Origin of the sequence: Haladaptatus sp. AB618, assembly GCF_024136965.1 — an archaeon.
GTDB lineage: Archaea > Halobacteriota > Halobacteria > Halobacteriales > Haladaptataceae > Haladaptatus.
On sequence record NZ_JAMYJX010000004.1, the window covers coordinates 296222 to 318010 of the forward strand.

Genomic DNA, 21789 nt, shown 5'->3' on the forward strand with positions numbered 1-21789 from the left:
TCAGTAGTTGCCGTTATCGTTGCCGTCCTCGTCCTCACCGTCGCCTCCCGACCCGCGATAGCGAATGTGATCGGGAGGGGTCAGCGACTCGCGTTCGAGAGGGATTTGCCCGTAGTCGAGTTCGCCCCAGATTCGGGTTCGGTCGCCCCCGACCTGCAATCGGAGCGTCGGCGCGTACGTCCCGCCGAATCGGCGGAACTGCTCGGGTTCGGGGAGGAGCGCCACGTCGTCGAGCGAGAGGCCGTTAAGGTCGAAGTAGTTGAAAAAGGACGTGACGAGGATTTCGTCGCCGTGGGAGAAAGCCAACCACGAGTACGCCTGAAACGGGGCGTTCTCGGGGTTCGCCACGACGAGACCGGTCTCGTTGAGGGGTTCGTACGGTCCGAAGACGGAGTCGGCGACGAAGCCGTAGAGCGCGTCGAAGCCGCTCATCCCGGGCGCAAACGTGTGGAGATGGCTCGGGGTGAAGAGGTAGTAGCGCCCGTTCCGGACGACGATGTGTGGCCGTTCGAGTTCCTGATTCACGCGTTCGGCGTCGAGGATCGGATCGAGCGGCTGCCAGTCGGTCGGGTCGCCCGTTTCCGAGCGTGCGATGCCGATACAGCCGTTGTACGTCCGTTCCGGGTCGGGGTCGTCTATCGGGGTGTTGCCCTCGAAGAGGAGATACGACTCTCCCGTCGCGGGGTCCTCGAAGAACCAGGGATCGCGAAACGTGTAGATGGGACCGTTCTGGCGATTCGACTGTTCCTGTGTCTGGTACCGTACCCCGTCCGGTTCGAAGAGAACCGACTGCTCCCACGGGCCGTCGATGGCCAGTCCGTGTTCGTCCGTCGAAACGGTGCCACCCGCTCCGACGCAGATCCGTTGTTCGTACGTGAGTTCGGGTTCGTCACGGTGACCAGCGGCGGTGTAGTAGGCGTACACGGTGCCGTCATCGTCCAGCAGGGCCGACCCCGCCCACTGTCGGGAGCCGAACGCCTCCCCCTCGGGGAAAATCGGTCCGCCGTAAGTCCACTCGCGCCCGTCCGTCGAGTAGAAGTACCGGATGCGCGCTTCGTCGTGCCGTTTTCCGGGAAGGAGCGACGACGAAGCGGAGAGCGAGAACGCCACTCGATAGCCGTCCACCTCGGCGATCGAGCCGTCGCGCTCGCGGAGAAACCACGTGTCCCAGAGGTGGTACTCCTCGGAGATAGCCCGTTCGGGCGGGTAGATGATCGGTGCCACGGTGTCGGGCGTACGACGAAGTCGGGACGCGTGGTCACGCGTCCACTTTGACCGCCTGTACTCGTCCGGACGGGACATGGATATCCTCTCCTTCTTACTTCACCGACTAAAGCTTCCCTCCTCTTTCGGATCGGAAGTCCGTTCGGGAGGGTCTTTACCGCAGACGTGGGACGGAGGTTACGTGTCCCCGTCCGTATCGATGGCCTCCCGTATCTCCTCCCGAACGAGACGACGAAGGGCCGACTCACTCCACGTCCCTTCGTCGTGTCGAAGCGCGGCGAGTTCCTCGTTCAGCGACGCGACCTCCGTGTGGAGCGTCTTCACTTGATTTCGGAGGCGGTCGGGACCGCGTTCGAACTGTTCGGGCGTCAACGTCGGCGTGTCGAGTTCGATATCGCGAGAGACCGGAATCGGGGTAAGGAGCCGTGATCTGGTCACCTGCTTCGCGCTATCGAGGTTCTTTCCGAAGTGACGGGCGAGGTGATCCTGTGCGTAGTCGGGACCGTGAACCATGGCCACCGTCGACGGTTCGACGGCCCGGGCGAACTTCAACAAGCCGGATTGTGCGGCATGGGCGCTGAGGCCGTCCACCGTTTCGATCCATTCCGTCGGAACGGTCGCTCGGGTGGTCCGCTCGAACCCGTCGTCGGTCTCGACGCGCGTCCACGCCACGGAATCGGAACTCGGCCAGTCCGTCCCGAACGGCGTCGCGTCCGTCGTGATCGTCACTTCGTCCTCGCCTGCGTCGAGGTAGTTCTGGAGCGTCCGCCCGGTCGTCCCCTTCGACTGATAGCCGGTGAGGAACACCTTCGCGTCCTCGAACCGGGCCGCGAACTCGACGAGATACCGCGGGGAATGCCCGCCGGTCAGCATCCCGGAAGGCGCGATGACGACGGGGACGGTCCCACCCGACAGCGGGTCCGTATCGGTGAGCAGTTCCCGTCGCTCCTCGTCGTTCCGCGGAAACCCGGCACCGTCCGGGAGGAAGGGGCGGTCCTGCCCGCTGTTTTTCGCGCGGTTGACGATGGACTCGTCCATGTACGTGTCGTCCAGTACGTACTCGTGATAGATCTCGGTCGCGTCCTGGGCCATCCCGTCCACGACGAGTTGTACCCGTGAGCCGATGTCGCCCGGATGTGACGTAAACCGCTCCTTGAACAGCAGTTGGAGGAGTTGTGCCCGGCCGACCGCGAACGTCGGGATGAGAACGGGTTGGCGGTTTTCGACGGCCTGCGCGACGGCGGCGAACAGCCCCGACCGCGCGTCGTGCATCGACGTGTGACTGTGCTGGCTGCCGTACGTGGACTCCGTCAGGAGAACGTCCGCGCCGGGCGGTGACTGGACGTCCGGCAGATGAGTCGCACGCCCGCCGATATCCCCCGAGAAGACGACTCGGTAGCCGCCCGTCTGGAGCATGAGCCACGCCGAACCGAGGAGATGGCCCGCGTTCCCGTACTGGAAGACCAGCGGTTCCTCGTCGGGTGTCGGGGCGAACGGCTCGACGCGGCCGCCGCCGTAGTCCACCGGTTCGAAGCGTTCGAAGACCGCATCGACGTGTTGCCGGTCGAACCGCTGTTCGGTACCGGAACGCTGTGTCTCACGCCTGTGGATATGGAGCGAATCTTCGAGGAGGAGCTTTGCGAGGGCGATGGTCGGCGGCGTGGCCAGAATCGGCGCGTCGTCGTCCAACAGCCCGTTCGCTTCGAGGACGGGGAGCCCACCGCAGTGGTCGATGTGCGCGTGCGTGAGGAACACGGCGTCCACCCCTTCGAGCGACAGGCCCCGGAAGTCGGGAAACGTCTCGCCGGACCCTTGGCGCAAACCACAATCGACGAGGTACGTCGCGTGTTCCGTATCGACTTGGTAGCAACTCCGTCCGACTTCGCGTGCGCCGCCGCGCGGCGTGACGACCAGCGGGGTGTTCCCGTCCGGAAGAGCGTCGAAGTGTTCGAGCGGGTCGAACTCCGGTCCCGCGTCGGCCGGAAGCCACGGCGTGTCAGTGTCAAATTCGGTCATTGTTTCGCGCTCGTACGCCGAGCGTCGTTCGAAGTAAACGACGCTCGGCACCAAGCAGTAAAAAAACGGAATGCCGCGATCATAAACCCGTCCATGGGATGCGCGGTCATTCCACGTCGTTCAGATCACGCTCCAGGTGGTCGAGTCGGTCTTCGAGGTCCTCGATCTGTCGTTGCTGTTCGAGGAGCATGGAGAACAGTGCGGGAATCTCCACGGGTTGGGGATGTTGGTGGGAGTGCTGGCGCCCGCTCGCGTCGGCGTGTGCGCGTGCGAACTCGAAAAGTCGGTCGAACACCAACTGGTCGTCGCGCCGGAGACCGCGTCGATACGCCGTCCAGCGGCTTTCCATCGCGCGGAGCAGGTCTCGGTACGTCGTGGTCGTTCGACTCATGGGCGCACCTCGATTCCGTGAGCCACCTCGTAGCGCGTGGTGTCGATTCCATTTTCGAGGGGCGAAACCGTCGATGCGTGCTGTGCTGTCATCACAATTACTCTATCCCCCGCCGGAACCATAGGCAAGACCGGGTCGTTTCCGACGCTTCCGAAACTCGATATCAGCGCAGTCGATAGGTCCGCGCTCGGTTCTTTCCCTCGGCGACGACGAGCCGATAATGTTCCATCTTCGAGAGGTGATTTCGAACCGTTCGGTTCGTCTTCGGGTTCTCGACGCGCTCCCGGTACGCATCGTACAGGTCGCCCGGCGCGAGTTCGCCGGTTTCGTCCAAAATGTCGTAGAGGGCGCGTTGATGGGAGTTGAGTTGGTCGATGGTTTTCTGCCGGACTTCGTGGCGTCCGTCCGGTATCGCTTCCCGGACGATATCGCACGTGATGTGGTCGGCGTCGCCCTGCTCGGCGCGACGTGCCGCATTCCTGAGGATCCCGATCGCGATCCGTGCGTCGCCCGCCGCCGCGTCGGCGATCAGTTCGAGTTGGCGGTTTCCGATTGCGTCTTCCGAAAGTCCCCACTGGGCGCGGGCACGGAGGATCGAGACGAGTTCGTCGAGGTGGTACTTCTCGAACGGAACCCGAACGCACGTCCGAAGCCGACTCGCCAAGCGACCGTCGAGGTGTGAAAACAGTTCGTCCTCGTGATTCGTGATGAGTACCATCGAAATCGTCGGCATTCGATACAGATCGTAGAGAACGCTTTTGTCTTCGAGTTGGTCGACTTCGTCCAGGATGACGACGAACTGCGGCCCGTCGTACCGCTGGAGGCGGTCGAGGAGTTCGTCCTTCGGCGTCGAGCGACGGTGGATGTTGACGGTTCGGCCGATGCCTTCGAGGATCCGATAGAGCACCTGAAACCGCGTGTAGTCCTGCCAACAGTTGACGTACTGTCGGTTGATGTCGAGGACGTTCTCGCGCAACCGGTCGGTGGTGAACTTGGCGATACAGGTCTTTCCCGCGCCCGACGGGCCCAACAGGAGCGAGGTTTCGCCGTTCTGCCCGTCCATGATGGGTTTGAGCGTGTTCGATAACGTGTTGATTTCCTCGTTTCGATGCTCGACCTCTTCGGGAACGAACTGTGGTTGCAGGACGCGAGCATCGTGAATCATATGAGAGTGTGTATTCCGGCCGTCATAATAAACGGAAGTGGGCGGTTTCCGATTCTTCCGAAAACGTCGTCGGGACTATTGGCCGCATCAGCGGCGTCCGGGACATCACCTGCGTCAGCAGTATCGACCATCAATCGGACCGTTCCTCACGATACGCCGCGACGATACGCTCGATACGTTCGGTCTCCCAGTCCGGGTGTTGCTCCCGTAGGTAGTCGACCATCGCCGATTCGGACAACGATGGGGTTGCATCGATCGACCGATTCGGCGACATCGTCGTCGTTCGGGCGTCGGACGTGGAAATTCGAGCGACGAGCGAGTTCCATCGGCGAGTCGCACTCTCCGGTCGCTGCGCCCAGAGGAGAACGAAGGAGAGACACCCGCACCCGACGAACAGTTGCCACAGCGCGGATTCCCGAAGCGTCAAGACGGCGAGCGCGAGCGGCGGGAGCCGGGCCGTGTGTGAGTAATCGAGCAGGACAGTCCGGTTCCCGTCGAGGATAGCACGGACGAACGCCCGGTTGTCCGACCGGCCGAGCATCGTGTTGATCATGATGCTGGAGTCGCTGACGACGAACACGCGCCCCTCGCCGACCCGTTCGACGGTTGCGACGGGCATCGAGGAAATCGTCTCGTCGTCGTCCAGTTTCCGGTTGCCGTTCGTGTCGAGATAGGCGTACTCGGACGTGCTGACGAGCACCGTCGCGTTTCCTGGGGTAACGACGGTACCGTGATTGAGCGTGAGCGCCGAGATGTTCGCCACGGGCGAGCGGTTCGACACGTTGTCCGCAACCGGTAACGCGGGGGAACGGTACTGTCGCTGGTCGTCGCGGACCGGGCGGCCGTCGAGGCGGGCGTCGGTCCCCAGCGCCGAGAGCAGCCGATTCGTCCGTCCCCCGTAATCACCCGCGACGAGCAGCGTTCCGCCCTGCCGCACGAATCGTCGAAGGCGAGCGCGGTCGGTAGCCGAGTAGTTCTCGTCCGGCGAGAGGATGATTCCGACGGTGCCGTTGGGAGTCACACGCGAATAGGCGGCGGTATCGTGGGCGATTTGCGAGGTCCCACTCGTCTCCGATGCGACGCCGCGGAGGTCGCTCGTGCCGTCCCACGCGTGATTGTACGCGCCGAACGAGGCGCTCGACGTGGAAGCTGTGACGAGCAGACCGACGACGACCACGAGGGCGAACGCGCCGAGGACGCGCGTCGGCATCGGGTAATCGGACGGTCGTTTCACTTAGAATACCCCCGACGGAAGGACCGCCAAGACATGACGGGCGAGGATGACGACGAAGACGACGAGTCCGACGAGGATGAACCACTTCAGCCGTCGTCGCCACGTCGGCGTTACGTTGAACGGTGCCGTGAGTTCGATGATGACGAGCAGTCCGACGAGCGAGAGAACGAAAAACAACTCCAACGAGAGGGCGTGCAGCACCGCCAACCCGAGGAGGGAGACGAGCATCCACGCGACCTGCCCGTGAACGAACCGTTGGCGGCGTCGAGTTGACATCTACTAATAACACAGGAAGCTGGCTTACCAAAGTATCGGTCGAACATAGTTCATCTTCGATAAATAGTGTAATTTATATGATCGTCGGTGGGCGTCGCCAGTTAACGCCACCGGCGATTATCGGTGGTCTGCATCCTCAATTGACGTCATCAGCGGTTATCGTTGGCCATCGATATCGCTCCCTCGGTCGCACCACACCGAACGTTCGGTTGGAAGCCGAAGTTCCTAACACGGTCGTCGAAAAAGGGGAAAGCATGTGGCCATGGGGACACCTCGCCGTCGGCTATCTCCTGTATTCGTTCTGGTGCCGAGCCGATGACCGTTCACCGTCCGCAGTCGGAACGGTCGCAGTCGCGTTCGGCACGCAGTTTCCGGATTTGGTCGACAAACCGCTCGCGTGGACGTTTGCCGTACTTCCGACCGGACGAACGTTAACGCACTCCTTGTTGACAGCCACACTGCTCCTCGGACTGCTGTGGATCGGCGCTCGTCGATCCGAAAGGCGGATTCCGCTGGGTGCGTTCGCCATCGGCTACCTGAGTCACCTCGCGATGGATTCCGTGCATCCGCTTCTGCAAGGGAGACTCGCGGACGTGAGCTTCCTGCTGTGGCCCGTCCTTTCCCCCCCGTCGTACGAGACGTCAAAGAGCTTTTCCGCTCATTTCGCGAACTTCGGCCTGACCCCGTTCGTCCTCCTTCAGTTCGCGCTCGCCGGGATCGCGCTCGGCGTCTGGATCGCCGATGGCTCTCCGGGAATTGCCGAACTGCGTGACCTGTGGTCGGGAATGACGCAGGACCATTTCGGAGAACGGTGACGAACGTGAGACGGGAAAGGGGAAGCGCTGGCCGGAAGCGATGGGGTTCAAGCAGGTTGCTGGACAATCACGGGTATGGCGCTTCCAAACGGAGTGTACGATCTTCCGATAGATGTCTCGCTCGGCGACCGAGAGATGACGCTCACCCCGACGGCCGTCGAGACGCCGCGTGGCCTCCTCCTTCTCGACGTCGGGATGCCCGACGGTATCGATGACCTCACCGGTGCGCTCGATGACGAAGGGCTGGACCTCGACGACACGTGGGCGGTCGTCCTCACGCATCAGGATATCGACCACGCTGGCTGTCTCGCGGCGGTCGTCGAACGAACCGACGCCGTCGTGTTCGCACACGAAGCGGACGCGCCGTACATCGAGGGCGAAAAGGAACTGCTGAAATCGAGCGAGGAACGCCCCATGGCGATCGATCCGACGACGATCGATGTCCGTCTTACCGGTGACGAGACGTTCACGACCGACGCCGGGCCGATGGAGATCATCCACACGCCCGGACACACGCCGGGGCACGTCTCCTGTTACTTCCCCGAAGAGGAGTTGTTGATCACGGCAGACGCGCTCAACGCGCCCGAAGGCGAACTCGTCGGCCCACGCGAAGGCGCAACCCCCGAGATGGAAACGGCGTGGGGGAGCGTCGAAACGATTGCGACCCACGGCATCGACCACGCGGTCTGCTTTCACGGTGGCTACGTCGAGGACGGAACGGAGCGGATCGAGGCGCTGCTTGCGGATCGGTAACCGCTTCGACGGACGTTCCCCTCCAGCTAGACCGTGATCGGACCCCACCGTTTCCACTACTAGCCGGACATGAACTCGGCACGAACTCAACCGCGACATCGTGACCGTCGTCGATGCGTTTCAAACGACGATCAGCGAGGTCGGTGCTCATCGGGGTATCATCGAATACCTTCCCGACTCCGGTGAAGAGTTCACTACGATGTGAGTTCGAAAATTAATTACTCACAGAGGACAGGATTCGATACGCACTGGTGCGCGAATACGCGACGTCGAACTGCTCCGCCACGAGACGCTGGACGAGCGGGATGTTCCACTCCTCTGCGTCGTAACCGGCCGCTTTGGGGGAGTTCCGTAGCAACCGAAGGAGTTCGTCCCGTTCTTCCCCCCCCGAGCTTCGGCGGCCGACCGGAACGAGGCTTGTCGCTGGCCGCGTTCCGGATGGATTCCTCCTCGAATCGTTGCAGCCAGTTATAAATGGTCTTGCGGGAGAGGCCGTACCAGTCGGCCAACTCCGTCTGTGAGACGCCCTGTTTGTACGCGATCGCGACCATGATCCGTTTCGTGGTGGTGGCGTCGTCCGCGTCCTGCAGTGCCTCCCGAAGCGCGGCCGTCGAGACGTCCTCCAGTTGTGCCATCGTCCTGTACAACAGAGAGAGTGGGTAAATAGTTTTGGGATAGTTGATCTGGATATCGGGGAGAATCGCTGCGACATCATGATCGCACCGTATCGATCACCCGAGACAGTCATTACAATGATATCGATGTAACAGAGTGACGGTGGAGACCGGTGACGATCGTCGAAGAAACGGGGCGGGGAGTTCCGGAACGATCCGAGTCGGTCAATCGAACGAGTTCGTTTTCAATATGAAAATATATACCATGGGAATACATACTAGTACCATGGAAAAGCAAGCCAATCACCCGGTGCGGACGACCGAGAAGACGCTCGGTCTCGTCGATCATCTCGATGCCGTCGATCAGGCTAGCCTCGGAGAACTCGAAGCGGAGGTCGACATGAGCAAGAGTGGAATACACAATCACTTGAGCACGCTCCGGGAACACGGATACGTCGAAAAGGTGGGGGAAGAGTATCGGCTCACGCTGAAGTTCCTCTCGATCGGCGGGCACCGGCGAAACCAGTTTCCGCTGTATCAGCTAGGTCGGTCGAAGGTAAACCAGTTGGCGGCGGATACCGGTATGTTGGCGAACCTGATGACCGAAGAAGGCGGACGAGGCGTCTATCTGTTCCAATCGAGGGGGGATTACGCGGTCAATCTCGATACGTACGTCGGCTATCGGATTCGACTCCACAACATCGGCATCGGAAAGGCGATCCTCGCCTATCTCCCGCGCGAACGCGTCGAGGAAATACTCGACAAGTGGGGGCTCCCGAAAGCGACCGACCACACGATAACGGACCGGGAGGCCCTCTTCGAGGAACTCGAAGTGATCCGAGAGCGTGGCTATGCGACCGACCACGAGGAGCGGACGGAGGGACTCACCTGCATCGGCGCACCCGTTCGTCTCGACGGCGACGTTCTCGGCGCGGTCAGTATCTCCGCGCCGACGAAACGATTGGGAAACACCGGGTTCGACAACGAGATCATCGCGCAGGTCGAGAGTACGGCCAATCAACTGGCGCTGGACATCAAGTACAGCTGATTCGACCTGATTCGCGGGGGCAAAGAATTATCTCCCGTGCCCAAGTGGGGGGAAACGAACACACGATGCCGGAAATCATCGACGCGTACACGCACGTCCTCACCGAGTCGTTCTTCGACGAGTTGACCGACCGATACGGGTTCCAAGGCCTCTCCGGCCGTCCCGAGTTTCTCTGGGACATCGAACAGCGGAAAGCCGACATGGACGACTACGGTATCGACAAGCAAGTGATCACGTTGGCGCTGCCGACGCTGTTTCAGGGGATGGAACACGACTTGGCGCTAGAGATTACCCGCCTCGCGAACGACGAGATTCGACGACTCGCGGACGAACATCCCGATTCGTTCGTCCCCGTCGGGACGATACCGACGGCGAGCGAGGAGTTCCTTGCGGAGTTCGATCGGTGCATCGACGACCTCGACATGGCCGGCGTTCAGATCTTTTCGAACGTCGATGGACGGCCGCTCGACGACGACGAGTTTTGGCCCCTGTTCGAGCGCGCCGAGGCGACCAAAACGCCGCTCTGGATGCATCCGCAACTCTGGGAGTGGTACGACTGGGCGTCGGAGTACATGGAACACCGCCTGTTCGGGTGGCCGTTCGACACAACGCTGGCGCTCTCGCGGTTGGTGTTCGGCGGCGTCATGGAGGCGTATCCCGACCTCGAACTCGTCTCCCATCACGGCGGAGGGATGGTTCCGTACTTCGGGGAACGAATCGCGATGTTCTACGAACAGCGACAGGCGTACCCGGAGAACTACCCCGGGTTCCACGAACACGCCGCCGACCTCTCGAAACCCGCGGAGGAGTACTTCGAGCAGTTCTACGCCGATACGGCGGTGTCCGGGTCGGTTTCCGCACTGGAATGTGCCGACGACTTCTTCGGGTCGAGTAACCTGCTCTTCGGAACGGACTACCCGTTCAGCCCGGAACGAGGACGACGGACGGTCGAAGTGACGAGGGACGCAGTCGAGTCGATGGACGTCGAGTCGGACGTAAAAACCGACATCTTCGCCGGAAACCTCCGTACACTCCTCGACTGAGCGGACCTATTTTCAGCTTGAAAACGTAATTTCGCATTCACCCTCAGAGTCCGACGAACCTTCCGTGAAAGGGGCCTCCCGGACGGACATCGCGGTAGCAGGGATCACAGGTAGCTCGAACCGATCCGTGGACGCAGACCCCCATTACAGAGGTATGACCGTAACGGGTGTCGTTCTTATTGGTGACTTACGGAGATTCGATGAGTAAAACGAACCGCAATCGGGAATTATCCATTTTCATATCGAAAACAGACCTGATAGCCAGCGAAATGAACTCGCGATACCGGAGCGGTGGAAACCGGTACGAAGACCCGCGATCCGTCGTTTTCGCCCACGTTACTCCTCTCACGGATGGTAAATCGTCGGGAAGATGCCGGGAACGGAGGAAGAGTATTTTCGTATTGAAAACGTCTCTTCGAACGGTTCGAAACCTTCGAAACGGATCCGACGGGCGTTATTCCGCTCGCAGTTCGACCGAGCCGAGGTTCGCAAACTCGATGGAGTATACGTCTCCCGGTTCGATGTCGATAGCGGCGGTGATTCCGCCGCTCATCACGAGTTCTCCAGCCCTGAGTCCGTCGTCCAGGTCGTCGAGCCGGTTGGCGAGCCACGCGACGGCACGGGCGGGATGACCCATGATGTCGGCACCGACGCCCGACGCTTGGGTTTCGCCGTTGACCGAGATGACGATGCTCTCCATCCGCAGATCCACGTCCGTGACGTCCTTGAACGACTCCCCGACGACGACCTTTCCGGCGGAGGTCAGGTCGGCGATAACGTCCTGTGCCGAGGGGATCGACCACCCCTGATACCGGCTTTCGAGGATTTCGAGGACGGGGACGACGGCCCGTGTAGACGTGAGAACGTCGGTGGTCGAGACCGGTGCGGTGAGGTCTTCGTCGATGATGAAGCCGATTTCGGCCTCGATACGCGGCGCGATCATCTCGTCCGTCGGAACGGGTTCCCCTTCCAGCACCGTCTCCGGGGCGACGTAGCCGAAGATAGGTTCGGGAATGCCGAGTTGGTCCTGTTTCGCCTCGCTGACGAGGCCGAGTTTGTGGCCGACGGCGTTCTCGCGGTCCGCTTCCGTCAGACGGTCGAACACCTCGAACTGGATTCGATACGCGTCCGCCGTCGAAAACTCCGCCTCGTCCGTCAGCGGCGGAATGGGTTCTTTCGTCGAGTACGCGTCGTACAGCTTCGTTGCGAGAGTATCGATCTCGTCTTGGCTGAGAGCCATGTGAGTACCACATCGAACCGGATATATAATTATACTCCTCCGAGTTGCGGTGAAACCGTTCCGGGCGACATCACTTTATATCAGGTGTCCATACTGGGAGATACACATGGCAGAAGTAGTCGAATCAGAACCGGAGATTTCCATCGACGCCGACTGGGACGCGATGTACGTCGATGGGGAGTGGAACCGGGCCGAGGACCGAGACCGAATCGACGTGTTGAACCCATCGACCGGCGAAACGATCGGTTCGGTGCCGTCAGCCGCCACCGAAGACGTCGATGCCGCGTACGAGGCGGCGACGCGGGCACAATCGGAGTGGGCGAAGACGACGCCGGACAAGCGCGCGGCCGTCGTCCGTCGCGTCGCGGAACTGATCGAGGAGTACGAGGACGGGATTCGGGAGATACTCGCCGTCGAAGGCGGAAGCGCCCGTCCGAAACAGGACATCGAATACGGCGGTACGGTGACGTTCGTCCACGACGCCGCGTCGTTCGCGTTCAGGATGTCCGGGCGACACAACCAGTCGAAGATTCCGGGCAAGGAGAACATCATCCAACGCAAGCCCGCGGGCGTCGTCGGCGTCATCTCGCCGTGGAACGTACCGCTGAAACTCTCCATCCGCGCCGTCGCACCGGCGATTGCACTCGGGAACAGCGTCGTCCTGAAGCCAGCGGAGGACACGCCCATCGCGGGTGGTCTCCTTATCGCCCGCTTGTTCGAGATGGCCGGACTGCCCGACGGCGTCCTGAACGTCGTTCCGGGCGACGGAAAGACGGCGGGTGATCGGACGGCTTCGCATCCGGCAAGCGACGTCGTGGCGTTCACCGGTTCGACCGAAGCGGGGAAACTCGTCGGAAAGAACGCCGTGGAACACTTCGCCTTCCCGGCGCTGGAACTCGGTGGCAACAACCCACAGGTCGTTTTGGAGGACGCCGACCTCGACCAAGCGGTCGACGCCGGTGTCTTCGGAAGCTTCTGGCACCAGGGACAGGTGTGTATCTCCATCAACCGCCACCTCGTCCACGAGGACGTCTACGACGAGTACGCATCGCGGCTCGCGGAGCGTGCGTCCGAACTGAAAATCGGCGACCCGACCGACGACGATGACGTCATCATCGGACCGATCATCAACGAATCACAGCGCGATGGGATACTGGAGTACATCGAGCAGACCGTCGAGGCAGGTGCCACGCTCGAAACCGGCGGGAACGCCGACGGCCTCTTCGTGGAACCGACGGTGTTGACCGGCGTCGAAAACAGAATGCCAGCGGCGTGCAACGAACACTTCGGTCCGGTCGCCCCCATCATCCCGTTCGAGACCGAGGAGGAGGCCATCGAACTCGCCAACGATACCGACTACGGCCTGAGCGCGTCCGTCCACTCGGCCGACCGCGGGCGTGCCCGTGACGTGGCCGACCAAATCGAGGCCGGAATGATGCACATCAACGACCAGACCGTCAACGTCGAGCCACACACCCCGTTCGGTGGCACGAAATCCTCCGGCATCGGCAACTACAACGGCGATTGGATCATCGACGAGTTCACCGAAGTCCGCTGGACCTCCGTTCAGCGCGAACCGCGCGGATATCCGTTCTAAGCGCCCCGTATCGCTTTTTTCGTGGCCTCGGAGACTGCTTTTGCCGACGGTGGGGGTAGTCGCTGGACGGCGTGGACCCGCTATAAGACATGATTATCCCAGACGAATTCTTTTATACTATCGTTGTACAAGTAAGAGTCGCATGGCATTAGACGCAGCTATCGTCGGGCCGGGTAACATCGGCACCGACCTGATGTACAAGATACTCGACCGTAGCGAGAACATCGACCTGCAGCGGATGATCGGTATCTTCCCCGTCGAGGAGTCGGATGGGCTTCAAGCGGCCGTCGAGGAGGATGTCGACGTCGGGACGAACGGTATCGAGAGCGTGAAGGAGTACGCCGACGAGTTCGACGTCGTCTTCGAGGCGACCAGCGCGAAGGTCCACGCCGAGAACGCACCCGTGTACGACGACCTCGACCTGTTCGCGATCGATCTCACCCCGGCCGCCGTCGGCCCGTACACGGTCCCGGTCGTCAACTTCGACGACGTTGCGGGGGAGACACGCAACATCAACATGGTGACCTGTGGCGGCCAGGCAACCATCCCCATCGTCCACGCGGTCGACCGGACGGTGAACGTCGAATACGCGGAGATGATTTCGACCATCGCATCGAAGAGTGCCGGGCCGGGGACGAGGCAGAACATCGACGAGTTCACTCAATCCACGTCCGCGGGAATCGAACAAGTCGGCGGCGCGGACGACGGCAAGGCCATCATCGTCCTGAATCCCGCCGAACCGCCGATACTGATGCGAAACACCATCTACACGCAGGTTCCGGACACGGCCGACCTCGACGCAGTCCGTGACTCCGTCGCGGAGATGGAAGCCGAGATTCGGTCGTACGTCCCGGGCTACGAAGTGACGCTCGAACCCGAGTTGGTGGAACAGGACGGCGTGGCGTTCGACCTCGGGGACACGGTCGTCCTCACGACCATGATCGAAGTCGAGGGAGAGGGACAGTACCTCCCGCCCTACGCGGGTAACCTGGACATCATGACGAGCGCGGCGCTCGGTGCCGCCGAGCGACTCGCGACGCATCCGACCGCCACGGTCGTCGGAGGTGCGAGCGATGACTGATTCGGACGTCCGTCTGGTCGATATGACGCTCCGTGACGGGATGCACGCCGTCGATCACCAGTTCTCGCCCGAAGGGATGGCCGACGTCGCCCGTGCCCTGAACGACGCAAACATGGACGTCGTCGAAATGTCGCACGGCGACGGGATGGGCGGGTCGTCCATCAACTACGGTTTCGCCTCGGCGTCGACCGAGACGTACCTCGATGCGGTCGTCCCGGAGTTGACCGACTCCGAACTCTCGGTACTCCTCCTTCCCGGTATCGGGACCCGGGAACACATCGAAGTCGCGGCGTCGAAAGGGGCCGACATCTGTCGAATCGCGACCCACGTCACCGAAGCGGACATTTCCGCGCAGCATTTCGAGTTGGTCAAAGACCAAGGGATGGAGGCGGACGGACTGTTGATGCTCTCGCACATGGCTCCGCCGGAAACCGTGTTGGAGCAGGCACGGCTGATGGAGGAGTACGGGGCCGACACCGTCTACGTCATGGATTCCGCGGGGGCGTTGCTTCCGAGCGACGTTCGTGATCGGGTGGGGCTCCTGACCGACGAGTTGTCCATCGACGTTGGGTTCCACGCCCACGACAACTTGGGTCTCGGCATCGGTAACACGTTGGCGGCCCTCGAAGAAGGGGTTACGACCGTCGATGGCTGTCTCCGTGGACTCGGTGCCGGTGCGGGGAACGCCCAAATCGAGGTGTTGGTCGGGGTGCTCCGGAAGGCAGGCTACGACATCAACCCCGATCTCTACGGGGTGATGGACGCCGCGGAGGACGTTCTGGTGCCAATGCTCTCGGACGACACGATGCCGGAGATCGACAACGACACGCTCATCCTCGGCTACGCTGGCGTCTACTCCTCGTTCCTTCGCCACACGCGTCGTGCGAGCGACCGCTACGATCTGGACCCGCGCGACGTGCTGGTCGAACTCGGCGAGATGGGAGTCGTCGGCGGACAGGAGGACCTCATCACCGACGTGGCGGCGCGGATGGGCAACGGCGGGGGGTCAGAAACCGATGCCGAAGCCGAATCGGACGACTGAGACGACGCTACTCGCACGGAGATAGGACAGTCGAGAAGGTATGCCGGACGTTCGAGAGAAAGGATCGCCGTTCGAGACCGTTTCAGTCGAACTCCTCGACCAGTTCGATACCGTAGCCGTTGGAATCCTCGATGAACGCGACTCTGGCATTGGCACCATCCGACGTCAACGGGCCACGACGAAGGCGACAGTCGGTCTCCTCAACGAGGCGTTCGACCTCCGCGTCGGTATCGTCCACGCCGATCGCGACGTGGTCGTACACGGTCGGTGCCGGGAGCGGTTCTTCCCTGTCCGGATCGTATTTGAACTGGATTTCGGTGTCGCTCTCGCCGGCGACGAAGACGTTTCGTGCACCGTCGCCGCTAACGAACTCCCGTGTCTTCTCCAGACCGAGTTCGTCCACGTAGAACGCGAGCGTCGTTTCCATGTCCGATACCCACACTGCGCTGTGAAGCACGTCCATGGTGGAGCATCTCCGGAACGGCATATAAATTTCGGGGGGACGGGCCGGTCGGTTGATCGAAGTCGCGGGGGACACGAACTTATTTGTCCCTCGCCGCTTCCACTTCATGCATGGCTGTTCCAGCAGAGATGCGCGACGAACTCGCCGACTCGCTTTACACCGCACTGCAGACTGCCTCGCCGATCGACCGACTCACCGCGAACCACGAACTCACCATATCCGACGCGTACGACGTTCAGACGCGGCTCATCGACCACCGACTCGACGACGGTGCCGAGGTGACGGGGCACAAAATCGGATTGACCAGCGAAGGAATCCAGAACCAACTCGACGTCGACGAACCCGACTTCGGGCGGTTGCTCGATACGATGTTCGTCGACGGACGGGTCGTCCCGGCGGCGGAACTCATCGCCCCACGCGTCGAGCCGGAGGTCGGGTTTCTGATGAGCGACTCACTCGAACCGCCAGTGACCTATATCGACGTGTTACACGCGACGGCGTCGGTTCTCCCCATCATCGAGGTGATAGACAGTCGCGTTCGTGACTGGGACATCCGAATCGAGGACACCATCGCCGATAACGCATCCTCGGCGTGCTACCTCACGGGCGAACGGACGACGGTTACCGACGGCCTCGACCTGTCGTTGGAGGGCGTCAAACTCCACAAGAACGGAACGGTGGCGGAACACGGCGTCGGGGCCGCCGTGCTGGACCATCCCGCGCGTTCGGTCGCGTGGCTCGCGAACACGCTCGACGAACTCGACGAGCGTATCGAGGCGGGGGAACTCATCCTCAGCGGCTCCCTGACCCCCGCCGTGGACGTCAAACCCGGCGACGTTCTCACGGCTGAATTCGCATCGCTCGGTAGTATTTCGGCACGGATCGGCGAGTGATCGCTCGGCAGTCGATCCACCGGCGGTTCGCAAGCCGAGCTCCATCCCCCACCGAACCCTATTTGGGAAAAATATATAACGAAAGTATACAAAGTATCGGTGATGCCCGGTTTAGCCAAGCTTGGACACATAGCGTTCGTAACACCAGATTTGGAAGAATCCCTGTGGTTCTTCCGAGACCTGATGGGACTGAAAGTCGTCGAACGGGAGGGAGACACCGCGTATCTCTGTGCCTTGCAGGACATCGAACATCACACGATGAGCCTCACGGAAGGGCCCGAGGGAAGGGTAGATCACATCGGGTGGCGGGCGGCGGACCCGGAATCGGTGGACCAGTACGCCACTCGGATGGAACACCTCGGTCTGGACGTGACGCGGCACGAAGCCGGTCACGAGGCCGGTATCGGCGAGGCGATTCGGTTCGAGACGCCCAACGGCTATCCCTTCGAGATCTATTACGACGTCGAGAAACCGAAGGCCCCCGAGAACGTCCGGTCGAAGATCCCGATGCGACGATACAGCCCCGAATGCGCCAACCGCGTTTATCCCCAACGCATCGACCACGTTCACGTGCAAGGGATCAGGGGAGCGGAAACTGCCGCGTTCCTCCAGGAGGAGTTCGGCTTCGGCTTGAACGAAGTATTCGAGTCGGAGGACGGGACGAGATGGGGGTGGTGGTGCGCGGTGACGGCGTTACCGCACGACATCGCCGTCCACGAGTTGACCGAGGACAAACGGGAGTTCCACCACTTCTCCTATCACCTCGATAGTCTCCACGACCTCTGGCACGCCGCCGACATTATGTCGGAACACAACATCGAGATCGACGGTGGCCCCGGAAAACACGCGATCACGAACGCGGACTATCTGTACGTCAAGGACCCCGCCAGCGGAATTCGAATCGAACTGTTCGCCGGGCCGGGATACCTCAACTTCGAGCCGGACTGGGAGACGGTCGTTTGGAAGGATATCGGCTCCGAATCGGACCACCAGTGGTTCGGTACGCAGTACGAACTCGATGGTGTCCCGTTCGTCTAACCGTCGAGGGGACCGGGCATGCGATTCGAATACGAACTTCGTCGTCTCAAGACTATCCACGAATCGGATCGTATGAACCAGTAATTTTAATTATAATCATTTCGAACACCACCTACGGATGCCACTGTTAACGGGTAGCAAACTGACGAAACGGTTCGGTGGACTCGTCGCCGTCAGCGACGTGTCGTTCGAAGTCGAACGCGGCGAGACGGTCGGACTCATCGGGCCGAACGGTGCCGGGAAATCGACGCTGTTCAACATGCTCTCGGGGGCGTACGAGCCGACTGAAGGGACCGTGCACTTCGAAGGCGAGGACGTCACCGGGTGGGCGCCGTATCGGTTGTGTAACCGTGGTCTCGCCAAGACCCACCAGATCGTTCGGCCGTTCGAGGGACTCACGCTCCTCGAAAACGTCGCCGTCGGAGCCGAATTCGGTGGCGGCGTCGCGGACCCCTACGAACGCGCCCACGAGACGCTCTCGTTCGTCGGCCTCGACGGTTCGAAGGACAGACCGCCGAGCGAACTCAGCGTGGGTGCGTTGAAACGGCTCGAAATCGCTCGCGTGCTCGCGACGGACCCCGACCTCGTCCTGTTCGACGAAGTCGCCGGCGGACTCGACTACGAGGAAACCGAGGCCATCATCGAACTCATCGAGGGAATCTGCGACCGAGGGACGACAGTGTTCCTCATCGATCACGTCATGCGCGCACTGATGTCGGTGAGCGACCGGGTAATGGTGTTGAACAACGGCGAACTGATCGCCCGTGGAACGCCAACGGAGATTCAGAACGACCCCGAGGTCATCGAGGCGTATCTCGGGGAGGGGGCGAGCACACGGGAGGAGACGGTATGAGTCTCCTCTCGTTGGAACACATCGACGTGTCGTACGGCGACGTGCAGGTCATCTGGGACGTCTCACTGTCCGTCGACGAGGGGGAAACCGTCGCGCTCCTCGGGGCGAACGGTGCCGGAAAGACGACGGTCCTCAAGACGATCTGCGGGGGTCTGACGCCGACATCCGGCTCAGTCATTTATAAAGGCGAGGAGATCGGTCACTGCTCTCCCGACGCGGTCGTTCCCCGCGGTATCGCTCACGTTCCGGAAGGACGTGAGATATTCGTGGAGAGTAGCGTCGAGGAGAACGTCGTCCTTGGGGCACACACGAATCCCGACGCCGCCGAGGAGCGCAAAGAATGGGTGTACGACATCTTCCCCCGTCTCGAAGAGCGGCGCGAGCAGACCGCCGGGACGCTCAGCGGCGGAGAGCAACAGATGTTAGCCATCGGACGCGGCCTCATGAGCGACCCGGACCTCCTCCTCCTGGACGAGGCCAGTCTCGGCCTCGCACCCGTCCTCGTCGAGGACGTCTTCGACGCCATCGAGCAGATCACCGAGCAGGGTGTGACGGTGCTCCTCGTCGAGCAGGACCTCCACAACGCGTTCCGGGTGGCCGACCGTGGATACGTCCTCAAGAGCGGTCGAATCGAACTGTCCGGTGACGCGGACGAACTCGCTACCGACGAACGCGTCGAGGCGTCGTACCTCGGATGATTCACGATGCTATCCGCAGAACGACTCACGAACGAGTGCACCACGGTTCCGAAGTTCATCGACCGTTCGAAACGGAAACGACCACGACCGAGGCGAGAGGCAACAATGAAACATACAGCTGAACACGAAGCGGCAGAATTGACAGGCGTCGATCAGGTAACGAACGACCGAATAACGAACGATCGAATAGCGAACGACGGAATAACGAACGACCGAGCGGCGGACGAAGGGAGGCCGACGGCCGGTGGTGACCGATGTCGTCGCTAGGGCTCCTCCCCAACGCGGTCGCCAACGGCCTGCTGCTGGGCGGTATCTATGCGCTCGCCGCGCTCGGACTGACGCTCGTGTTCGGCATCATGGACATCGTCAATATCGCACACGGACACATGCTGATGATCGGTGGCTACGTCGCCGTCATTCTGGCCACGATGCTCGGGTTTTCACCCCTCATCGGGATGCTGGTTGCGATGGTCGTCCTCGTCGTCGTGGGTCTGGTGTTGCAAGAAGTTCTCCAGTACGTCATCGGTGAGGGTATCGAACAACCGATCCTGCTCCTGTTCGGCATCGCCCTGGTGATGCAGAACTCGTGGCAGTTCGTCCTCGACAACTACCTGTTCGGGAGCGACGCCCAGACGACCGATTTACACGTCGTCTCGGGGAGCTTCGGGTTCGCCGGAATCTCGCTGTCCTCCTCGCGGGCGGTGACCTTCGTCATCGCGGTCGTGCTCATCGTCGCGGTGTGGGCGTTCATGCAATATACGAAGACCGGCCGGTCGATCCGCGCGACTGCCCAGAATCCGACCGCCGCGAAGTATATGGGTATCGATACGGATTCCATCCACAGGATCACGATGGGAATCGGCGCGGCACTGGCCGGTGCCGCCGGTGCGCTCCTCTCGATACTCTTTCCGTTCGACCCCTACGTCGGTTGGTCGTACTTGTTGAAGGCGTTCGCCGTCGTCGTCCTCGGCGGTGTCGGGAGCATTCTCGGGACCCTCGCCGGGGGAGCCGTCATCGGCGTCTCCGAGAACGTCGGCGCACTGCTCATCGGCGGCAGCTATCGTGACGTGGTGAGCCTCACCATCTTCCTCATCGTACTCATCCTGCGGCCGCACGGCCTGTTCGGCAACGCGGAGGGAGGTGAGTGACGATGGGCATCCGTTCGAAATCGACGATGATCGGTCGTAACCGGTGGATCGTGGCCTTCTGTGTCGGTATCGTCGCGCTCCTCCTGGTCCCGCTCGTCGCGTCCAATTACGGGGAGGACCTCGTCCTCCAGGCGCTCGTGTTCGCGATCCTGGCTATCTCGTGGAACCTGCTCGCGGGGTACGCCGGACAGATCTCGCTCGGCCACGCCGCGTTCTTCGGTATCGGGGCGTACGTGAGCGCGTGGCTGACGACGCCGAGCGCCGCTGGGCTTCCGGAATGGTTGCTCGTTCCCGCAGTGCTCGCCATTCTCGTCGGCGGGGTGGCGGCGGCGGTCCTCGCGCTGCTCACGGGCCCCGCGATGTTCCGACTGCGCGGGCACTACTTCGCCATCGGGACGCTGGCGCTCGCGGCGATCATTCAACTACTGCTCAACAACGAGCGCTCGCTCAGCGGCGGGGCAACGGGGTTTTACGTGCACAACGAACTCGGCGAGGTCGGCGTCTACTACCTCGCCGTCCTCGCGTTGATCGTCATCTTCCTCGTGACGTACTATCTGAAGCGTGGCCGACTCGGGTTGGGAGTGCAAGCGGTGCGGGACGACGAGGACGCGGCGAGCACGCTCGGGGTGAACCCGCTCCGATACAAGATGTGGGCGTTCCTGCTCTCGTCGTTCTTCGCGGGCATCGCGGGTGGCCTGTATGGCCAGTACACGCTGTATCTCAATGCATCGTCCACACTCGGGGTGGCGTGGACCATCGACACGCTGGTGATCGTCATCCTCGGCGGGATGGGAACCGTCTACGGGCCGCTGTTTGGCACGGCCGTCTTCATGCTCATCGACAAACTGTTCAGCCAGGTCGCTGGTGGGTTGGCGACGACGCTCGAAGGCGTGCTCATCATCCTCTTCGTCATCTTCCTTCCCCAGGGACTGTACGGCTACGTTCACGAGCAGTTCGTGGACGACGTCGGGACGGAGGCGGAACCCGTTACGGACACTGACCCGGATTCCCGTGTGGGAAGTGAAGTGAACAATTGAGTAGGAAACGGCGTCGACCGACGCTTTCGAGTCGTGACGAACGCCGGTCGCTCCGGAACCTGTCGAATTATTAATAATAAACATTATATATCCTTGGAGTAATTTTGGCTCGTGACATGA

General features: G+C 61.6%; 22 protein-coding genes. 13 read left to right on the plus strand and 9 right to left on the minus strand.

Annotated features, from left to right (window positions below):
• The 6 genes from NKF26_RS14670 to NKF26_RS14695 all read right to left on the minus strand — a co-directional run bounded on the left by NKF26_RS14670 (nucleotide 1) and on the right by NKF26_RS14695 (nucleotide 6306).
• Nucleotides 1-1302, minus strand: a complete 1302-nt coding sequence (locus NKF26_RS14670) for a glycoside hydrolase family 68 protein (RefSeq protein ID WP_253234513.1) — start codon at nucleotides 1300-1302, stop codon at nucleotides 1-3.
• Between the two features lie 99 nt (nucleotides 1303-1401).
• Nucleotides 1402-3240, minus strand: coding sequence for an MBL fold metallo-hydrolase (locus tag NKF26_RS14675; protein WP_253225828.1), 1839 nt, complete (start codon nucleotides 3238-3240; stop codon nucleotides 1402-1404).
• 106 nt (nucleotides 3241-3346) lie between these two features.
• Nucleotides 3347-3631, minus strand: a complete 285-nt coding sequence (locus NKF26_RS14680) for a hypothetical protein (protein ID WP_253225829.1) — start codon at nucleotides 3629-3631, stop codon at nucleotides 3347-3349.
• Between the two features lie 163 nt (nucleotides 3632-3794).
• Nucleotides 3795-4796: a Cdc6/Cdc18 family protein gene (locus NKF26_RS14685; protein ID WP_253225830.1), complete on the minus strand. Its 1002-nt coding sequence runs from the start codon at nucleotides 4794-4796 to the stop codon at nucleotides 3795-3797.
• Between the two features lie 130 nt (nucleotides 4797-4926).
• The gene (locus NKF26_RS14690) at nucleotides 4927-6030 is read right to left on the minus strand and encodes a DUF4350 domain-containing protein (RefSeq protein ID WP_253225831.1); all 1104 of its coding nucleotides are present in this window, start codon (nucleotides 6028-6030) and stop codon (nucleotides 4927-4929) included.
• Complete coding sequence (locus NKF26_RS14695) at nucleotides 6031-6306, minus strand: hypothetical protein (RefSeq protein ID WP_253225832.1); 276 nt, start codon at nucleotides 6304-6306, stop codon at nucleotides 6031-6033. It lies immediately after the preceding gene.
• Between the two features lie 254 nt (nucleotides 6307-6560).
• Between NKF26_RS14695 and NKF26_RS14700 the strand changes: the two genes are divergently transcribed.
• Both NKF26_RS14700 and NKF26_RS14705 read left to right on the plus strand, forming a co-directional pair.
• Nucleotides 6561-7121, plus strand: a complete 561-nt coding sequence (locus NKF26_RS14700) for a metal-dependent hydrolase (protein ID WP_253234514.1) — start codon at nucleotides 6561-6563, stop codon at nucleotides 7119-7121.
• 75 nt (nucleotides 7122-7196) lie between these two features.
• Entirely contained in the window at nucleotides 7197-7874 is a 678-nt protein-coding gene (locus NKF26_RS14705; protein ID WP_253225834.1) for an MBL fold metallo-hydrolase, read from the plus strand.
• Between the two features lie 218 nt (nucleotides 7875-8092).
• On the opposite strand, the gene NKF26_RS14710 is transcribed toward NKF26_RS14705, so the two are convergent.
• Nucleotides 8093-8509, minus strand: coding sequence for a helix-turn-helix domain-containing protein (locus NKF26_RS14710; RefSeq protein ID WP_253225835.1), 417 nt, complete (start codon nucleotides 8507-8509; stop codon nucleotides 8093-8095).
• Nucleotides 8510-8774: 265 nt separating this feature from the next.
• Here NKF26_RS14710 and NKF26_RS14715 point away from each other — a divergent pair, with 265 nt between their 5' ends.
• Entirely contained in the window at nucleotides 8775-9536 is a 762-nt protein-coding gene (locus tag NKF26_RS14715; RefSeq protein WP_253225836.1) for an IclR family transcriptional regulator, read from the plus strand.
• 65 nt (nucleotides 9537-9601) lie between these two features.
• On the plus strand, nucleotides 9602-10579 hold the full coding sequence (locus NKF26_RS14720; RefSeq protein ID WP_253225837.1) for an amidohydrolase family protein: 978 nt from the start codon (nucleotides 9602-9604) through the stop codon (nucleotides 10577-10579).
• 454 nt (nucleotides 10580-11033) lie between these two features.
• On the opposite strand, the gene NKF26_RS14725 is transcribed toward NKF26_RS14720, so the two are convergent.
• Nucleotides 11034-11819 (minus strand): 2-keto-4-pentenoate hydratase, encoded by a 786-nt coding sequence (locus NKF26_RS14725; RefSeq protein ID WP_253225838.1) that lies wholly within the window; start codon nucleotides 11817-11819, stop codon nucleotides 11034-11036.
• A 106-nt stretch (nucleotides 11820-11925) separates the two neighbouring features.
• Between NKF26_RS14725 and NKF26_RS14730 the strand changes: the two genes are divergently transcribed.
• The 3 genes from NKF26_RS14730 to dmpG all read left to right on the plus strand — a co-directional run bounded on the left by NKF26_RS14730 (nucleotide 11926) and on the right by dmpG (nucleotide 15539).
• Nucleotides 11926-13416, plus strand: a complete 1491-nt coding sequence (locus tag NKF26_RS14730) for an aldehyde dehydrogenase family protein (protein WP_253234515.1) — start codon at nucleotides 11926-11928, stop codon at nucleotides 13414-13416.
• 142 nt (nucleotides 13417-13558) lie between these two features.
• Complete coding sequence (locus tag NKF26_RS14735; protein ID WP_253225840.1) at nucleotides 13559-14497, plus strand: acetaldehyde dehydrogenase (acetylating); 939 nt, start codon at nucleotides 13559-13561, stop codon at nucleotides 14495-14497.
• Complete coding sequence (dmpG, locus tag NKF26_RS14740; protein ID WP_253225841.1) at nucleotides 14490-15539, plus strand: 4-hydroxy-2-oxovalerate aldolase; 1050 nt, start codon at nucleotides 14490-14492, stop codon at nucleotides 15537-15539. Before NKF26_RS14735 ends, dmpG begins: the two co-directional genes overlap by 8 nt.
• Nucleotides 15540-15621: 82 nt before the next feature.
• On the opposite strand, the gene NKF26_RS14745 is transcribed toward dmpG, so the two are convergent.
• The gene (locus NKF26_RS14745) at nucleotides 15622-16002 is read right to left on the minus strand and encodes a VOC family protein (protein ID WP_253234516.1); all 381 of its coding nucleotides are present in this window, start codon (nucleotides 16000-16002) and stop codon (nucleotides 15622-15624) included.
• A gap of 110 nt (nucleotides 16003-16112) precedes the next feature.
• On the opposite strand from NKF26_RS14745, the gene NKF26_RS14750 reads away from it, so the two are divergent.
• From NKF26_RS14750 to NKF26_RS14775, 6 genes are all read left to right on the plus strand, one after another.
• Nucleotides 16113-16895, plus strand: coding sequence for a 2-keto-4-pentenoate hydratase (locus NKF26_RS14750; protein ID WP_253225843.1), 783 nt, complete (start codon nucleotides 16113-16115; stop codon nucleotides 16893-16895).
• Between the two features lie 102 nt (nucleotides 16896-16997).
• On the plus strand, nucleotides 16998-17933 hold the full coding sequence (locus tag NKF26_RS14755; protein WP_253234517.1) for a VOC family protein: 936 nt from the start codon (nucleotides 16998-17000) through the stop codon (nucleotides 17931-17933).
• Nucleotides 17934-18051: 118 nt separating this feature from the next.
• Entirely contained in the window at nucleotides 18052-18786 is a 735-nt protein-coding gene (locus NKF26_RS14760; RefSeq protein WP_253225845.1) for an ABC transporter ATP-binding protein, read from the plus strand.
• Entirely contained in the window at nucleotides 18783-19484 is a 702-nt protein-coding gene (locus tag NKF26_RS14765) for an ABC transporter ATP-binding protein (protein WP_253225846.1), read from the plus strand. The genes NKF26_RS14760 and NKF26_RS14765 overlap by 4 nt, the downstream gene beginning before the upstream one ends.
• 254 nt (nucleotides 19485-19738) lie before the next feature.
• On the plus strand, nucleotides 19739-20632 hold the full coding sequence (locus NKF26_RS14770) for a branched-chain amino acid ABC transporter permease (RefSeq protein ID WP_253225847.1): 894 nt from the start codon (nucleotides 19739-19741) through the stop codon (nucleotides 20630-20632).
• Nucleotides 20633-20634: 2 nt separating this feature from the next.
• Complete coding sequence (locus NKF26_RS14775; protein ID WP_253234518.1) at nucleotides 20635-21669, plus strand: branched-chain amino acid ABC transporter permease; 1035 nt, start codon at nucleotides 20635-20637, stop codon at nucleotides 21667-21669.
• Nucleotides 21670-21789 lie beyond the last annotated feature (120 nt).

Bases quoted from the DNA above. Each gene is read 5' to 3' on its own strand.
- NKF26_RS14760 (WP_253225845.1), top strand. From the start codon at position 18,052: ATGCCACTGTTAACGGGTAGCAAACTGACGAAACGGTTCGGTGGACTC.
- NKF26_RS14765 (WP_253225846.1), top strand. From the start codon at position 18,783: ATGAGTCTCCTCTCGTTGGAACACATCGACGTGTCGTACGGCGACGTG.
- NKF26_RS14685 (WP_253225830.1), bottom strand. From the start codon at position 4,796: ATGATTCACGATGCTCGCGTCCTGCAACCACAGTTCGTTCCCGAAGAG.
- NKF26_RS14720 (WP_253225837.1), top strand. From the start codon at position 9,602: ATGCCGGAAATCATCGACGCGTACACGCACGTCCTCACCGAGTCGTTC.
- NKF26_RS14775 (WP_253234518.1), top strand. From the start codon at position 20,635: ATGGGCATCCGTTCGAAATCGACGATGATCGGTCGTAACCGGTGGATC.
- dmpG (WP_253225841.1), top strand. From the start codon at position 14,490: ATGACTGATTCGGACGTCCGTCTGGTCGATATGACGCTCCGTGACGGG.
- NKF26_RS14725 (WP_253225838.1), bottom strand. From the start codon at position 11,819: ATGGCTCTCAGCCAAGACGAGATCGATACTCTCGCAACGAAGCTGTAC.
- NKF26_RS14735 (WP_253225840.1), top strand. From the start codon at position 13,559: ATGGCATTAGACGCAGCTATCGTCGGGCCGGGTAACATCGGCACCGAC.
- NKF26_RS14695 (WP_253225832.1), bottom strand. From the start codon at position 6,306: ATGTCAACTCGACGCCGCCAACGGTTCGTTCACGGGCAGGTCGCGTGG.
- NKF26_RS14670 (WP_253234513.1), bottom strand. From the start codon at position 1,302: ATGTCCCGTCCGGACGAGTACAGGCGGTCAAAGTGGACGCGTGACCAC.
- NKF26_RS14680 (WP_253225829.1), bottom strand. From the start codon at position 3,631: ATGAGTCGAACGACCACGACGTACCGAGACCTGCTCCGCGCGATGGAA.
- NKF26_RS14750 (WP_253225843.1), top strand. From the start codon at position 16,113: ATGGCTGTTCCAGCAGAGATGCGCGACGAACTCGCCGACTCGCTTTAC.
- NKF26_RS14700 (WP_253234514.1), top strand. From the start codon at position 6,561: ATGTGGCCATGGGGACACCTCGCCGTCGGCTATCTCCTGTATTCGTTC.
- NKF26_RS14770 (WP_253225847.1), top strand. From the start codon at position 19,739: ATGTCGTCGCTAGGGCTCCTCCCCAACGCGGTCGCCAACGGCCTGCTG.
- NKF26_RS14730 (WP_253234515.1), top strand. From the start codon at position 11,926: ATGGCAGAAGTAGTCGAATCAGAACCGGAGATTTCCATCGACGCCGAC.
- NKF26_RS14715 (WP_253225836.1), top strand. From the start codon at position 8,775: ATGGAAAAGCAAGCCAATCACCCGGTGCGGACGACCGAGAAGACGCTC.
- NKF26_RS14675 (WP_253225828.1), bottom strand. From the start codon at position 3,240: ATGACCGAATTTGACACTGACACGCCGTGGCTTCCGGCCGACGCGGGA.
- NKF26_RS14710 (WP_253225835.1), bottom strand. From the start codon at position 8,509: ATGGCACAACTGGAGGACGTCTCGACGGCCGCGCTTCGGGAGGCACTG.
- NKF26_RS14745 (WP_253234516.1), bottom strand. From the start codon at position 16,002: ATGGACGTGCTTCACAGCGCAGTGTGGGTATCGGACATGGAAACGACG.
- NKF26_RS14755 (WP_253234517.1), top strand. From the start codon at position 16,998: ATGCCCGGTTTAGCCAAGCTTGGACACATAGCGTTCGTAACACCAGAT.
- NKF26_RS14705 (WP_253225834.1), top strand. From the start codon at position 7,197: ATGGCGCTTCCAAACGGAGTGTACGATCTTCCGATAGATGTCTCGCTC.